Source organism: Mesorhizobium sp. M1A.F.Ca.IN.020.06.1.1 (genome assembly GCF_004023265.1).
Lineage (GTDB): Bacteria > Pseudomonadota > Alphaproteobacteria > Rhizobiales > Rhizobiaceae > Mesorhizobium.
This window is the reverse complement of the sequence record NZ_RZSR01000512.1, coordinates 1-4,264: the sequence shown is the minus strand read 5'-3', so window position 1 is coordinate 4,264 and position 4,264 is coordinate 1. Positions and strand designations below refer to the sequence as shown.

4 protein-coding genes are annotated in these 4,264 nt (G+C 63.8%); all 4 read left to right on the top strand.

The window, feature by feature from the left end; genetic code table 11:
• On the top strand, positions 1-618 hold a 618-nt coding region (locus EOA60_RS21040), incomplete at its 5' end, for a mechanosensitive ion channel domain-containing protein (RefSeq protein ID WP_128311820.1).
• A gap of 142 nt (positions 619-760) precedes the next feature.
• A complete protein-coding gene (locus tag EOA60_RS21035; protein ID WP_066999629.1) occupies positions 761-1,024 on the top strand; it encodes a hypothetical protein in 264 nt (87 codons plus the stop codon).
• Between the two features lie 352 nt (positions 1,025-1,376).
• The gene (locus EOA60_RS21030) at positions 1,377-3,938 is read left to right on the top strand and encodes an FAD-dependent oxidoreductase (protein WP_095825684.1); all 2,562 of its coding nucleotides are present in this window, start codon (positions 1,377-1,379) and stop codon (positions 3,936-3,938) included.
• Positions 3,939-4,030: 92 nt separating this feature from the next.
• Positions 4,031-4,264 (top strand): DUF1194 domain-containing protein (locus tag EOA60_RS21025; protein WP_128311818.1); only part of this gene is annotated, 234 nt, incomplete at its 3' end.

The following is a 4,264-nucleotide window of genomic DNA, read 5'->3' as shown; positions in this document are numbered from 1 at the left end:
ATCCTGCTTGGCGAGCGACCGTTCAAGGGCGGGGACTGGATCGTCGCCGGCGACATCAGCGGCACGGTCAGAAAGATAAGCGTGCGCGCCACCGAGATCGAGACGTTCCAGCGCCAGTCGGTGATCCTGCCGAACTCGAACCTCATCAACAATGCGGTCGGCAACTGGACGCACCGCAACAAGCTTGGCCGCGTCGACATCAAGGTGGGCGTCGCCTATGGCAGCGACGTCAAGCGCGTCCACGCCATCCTGCTCGGCATTGCCCGCGCCCATCCGATGGTGCTCAAGAACCCCGAGCCCTTCGTGCTGTTTGCCAATTTCGGCCCGGCTGCACTGGAATTCGAGATCCGCGTGTTCGTCGCCGACGTGTTGAACGGCAGCATCGTCCAGAACGACATCCGATTCGCGATCTTCGACATCTTCGAAGACGAGCACATCGAGATCCCGTCGGCGCCCCGCGCCGTGGTCGAGAGCAAGAAGCATGAGCCATGGCCGATCGACGACGACAAGATCGAGGCCGAATTCGCCGAACGCGAGCGGCTGGAAGCGGAGGCCGCGGCCGAGCAGGCGCGTCTGGCTAAAGCCAAGAGAAGAGGCCGCAAGCCCGACCCCGACTAGCTTTGGCGGCCGCCGAAGCCGATTGTGGCATGAATGCGGCATTCAGTTGCGGTTCACGTTACATCTCATATAAGCTCTCACGCAAAGTGCGAGAATGCCTTGCGAAATTGAACAGAGGCGGTGTGGAAACACCGGAATTGCAATGTGGAAGTCTGTCGTTGCCGCCGTCGCTTTCCTGGCCCTTAGCGGTTCGGCTTTTGCCGCCAGCGCGGTCAACAAGGACGCCCAGACGCGGACGTTGATCGTGACCGAAGGCGGCGGCAAGACCGAGCTGGCGCTGGCCGCCGGCGAGACTGTGGAGTTCTGCCCGAATGGCTGCTTCGTCACCCTGCCCAATGGTGATCTCGAAGCGCTGACCGGTTCGGAAACGGTCGAGATCTCCGGCGGCGTTGCGCGGATCAAGTAAGAACTCCTTGAATATGATCGGCACGGCCGGGCGTTTGTCCGGCCTTTTATCATTTCCGGACGCGTTACCGCCCCGGCATGATCAAGATCGAGGTCGGAGCGCTCGCCCGCGGCCGAGATCGGCCAGCTCGTGGTCAAGCTTTAAGACCGCCGGCTACCAGGTCGGCCTCCAGGCCGAGGACCATCTGGGCTTTCGCCGAGCGAAATCGCATCCCGAGCCGAGCCGGCGCGCCGGGTCGCGCGGCATCCGCGACGTGTCGCAAACAGGCGGTAGCTCAATCCGCGTCCTCTGCATATTCTGGCAATTCGAACGGGCGCCGGCGCGCCCGCTTTAGCACTTTGGAGTCGCGGGCATGGCAGAGTTTCCGAAAAAGTCGAAGGTCGTCATCGTTGGTCTTGGCGGTATTGTCGGCGCGTCGGTCGCCCATCACCTGATCGAGCGCGGTTGGGACGACATCGTGGGCATCGACAAGTCGGGCATCCCGACCGATATCGGCTCGACCGCGCATGCCTCGGACTTCTGCTACACGACCAGCCACGATTTTCTCTCCTGCTGGACGACGCTCTATTCCATCGATTTCTACGAGAAGATGGGGCATTACGCGCGCATCGGCGGCCTCGAAGTCGCGCGCGTCGGCGACGATGGCCGCATGGACGAGATCAAGCGCAAGATTGCTTCCGCCAAGGCATTCGGCACCCGCGCGCGCCTGATCGAGCCGGCCGAGATCAAGCAGAAGTTCCCGCTGATCGAGGAGCATCTTGTGCAGGGCGGGTTGTGGGACCCCGACGCCGGTCTCGTCATCCCGCGCTCGCAGACGGTGGCCGGCAAGCTCGTCGACCAGGGTGTCGCTTCCGGCAAACTCCAGGCTTTCGCCAACACCTCGGCCAAGGACCTGATCGTCGAGAACGGCCGCATCAAGGGCGTCGTGACCGAGCGCGGCACGATCGAAGCCGATTATGTGGTCGTCTGCACCGGCATTTGGGGCCGGCTGACCGCGGCACTGGTCGTCGAAGACCTGCCGGTCATGCCGATCGACCACCCGCTGACCTTCTTCGGCCCGTATAACGAGTTCGCCGGCACCGGCAAGGAGATCGGCTGGCCGCTGCTGCGCGACCAGGGCAACTCGGCCTATATGCGCGACACCGGGGATCCCAAGACCGCGGAGGGCGGGCAGATCGAATGGGGCTATTACGAGGAGACCAATCCGCGCCTTTGCCATCCGCGCGACCTGCTGGAAAAAGACCAGGCGCGGCTCTCGCCCTCGCAGCGCGACCTCGACATGGAGCAGATCATGGCGCCGCTGGAGCGCGCCATGGAACTGACGCCGATCCTCGGCGAGCTCGGCTACAATGAAGGCCATTCCTTCAACGGGCTGCTGCAGGTGACGACCGATGGCGGGCCTTCGATGGGCGAAAGCCAGAAGGTCAGGGGCCTCTGGTACGCCGTCGCCATCTGGGTCAAGGACGGCCCGGGTATGGGCAAGCTGATCGCCGACTGGATGACCGACGGCCGCACCGCGATCGATCATCACGCCATCGACTATGCGCGCTTCTACCCGCACCAGACGAAGGAAGAGTTCATCTGGGATCGCTGCACCGAGACGGCGATGAAGGTCTACAATCCGGCGGTGCATCCGCGCGAGCCGTTCTCCAAGGGCCGCAACATCCGCCGCTCGCCGTTCTGGGAGCGCGAGAAGGAACTCGGCGGCTACTTCATGGAGCTAGGCGGCTGGGAGCGCGCCCATGGCTATGCCGCCAACGAGCATCTCCTGGAAAAATACGCCAACCGCGTCCCGGTGCGCGAGAATGAGTGGGACAACCGCCATTTCTGGCGCGTCTCCAATGCCGAGCATCTGGCGATGAGCGAGGATTGCGGCATCGTCAACCTCTCGCATTTTTCGATGTACGACGTGGAGGGGCCGGATCATGTCGCGCTGCTGGAATGGCTGTGCGCGGCCAAGATCGGCGGCGACAACAATATCGGCAAGGGCATCTACACCCACTTCCTCGACGAGGAGGGCATGGTGCGCGCCGACTTCACCGTGATCCGCATGGCCGATCGCTGCCGCGTCATCGACGGCGCCGACGCCGGGCCGCGCGACTTCCGCTACATGCAGCGCACCGCGCAGGACAAAGGTTTCGATGTCACTGTCACCGACGTCACCGAAAAATACGTCACCATCGGCATCTGGGGACCGAATGCGCGCACGACGCTGCAGAAGGTGGTCGAGGACCCGAACGGGCTGACGCCGGACAATTTCCCGTTCGCGGCGATCAAGCCGATCAGGATCGGCGGAAAGGACGTCACGGCCTTCCGCATCTCCTATGTCGGCGAGCAGGGCTGGGAACTGCATATGCGCTATGAGGACGGGCTCGCCGTCTGGGACGCGCTGCGCTCGACCGGTGTGATGCCGTTCGGCGTCGAGACCTACGCCAACACGCGCCGCATGGAGAAGAGCCTGCGGCTGCAGAACGCCGACCTCTTGACCGAATACAATCTGCTCGAGGCAGATCTTGCCCGCCCGAAGGTCAAGGAGAACGACTTCTGCGGCAAGGCCAAGCACCTGGAATATCGCGCCCGCGAGCATCAGCCGGCTATGCTCTGCACGCTGGTGATGACCGAGAACACCGATTCCAAGGGCGTCGCGCGCTATCCGGTCGGCATCATGCCGGTGCAGGATCCCGCGACCGGCGAGACGCTGGTCGACGAGCTCGGCCGGCGCTCCTTCACCACGTCGGTCGCCTACGGCCCGACCATCGGCAAGAACATCGCGCTCGCCTATCTGCCCTGGGCCTGCTGCCAGGAAGGTCGCAAGCTGCAGGTGGAGTATTTCGGCGAGACCTATCCGGTCGAGGTGGCCGGCGTCGGCTACAAGCCGCTTTACGACCCGGAGAATCTCAAGCCGCGCAGCTAAGCGAGCGCGCGTTCGTCCGGATTGGTGGAAGGCCCGGTCGACGCCGGGCCTTTTTGCTTTGTTCATGCGCGATTATCGCTTACCGTTGCGTCATGTCCGCTTTGGGCCGAACAAGGCATTGGCTTTCCGGCGCCGCCGCGCTGGCGCTGCTCCTCGGCCCGCCCACGCGATCGAGTGCGATAGAGCCGGTGGATGTCGAGCTGGTGCTCGCAGTCGATGTTTCGCTCTCCATGTCGCCGGCCGAACTCGAGATCCAGCGCCGTGGCTATGCGGCGGCACTGACGGATGACAACGTGCTCAAGGCCATCGCCGACGGCGTCCACGGC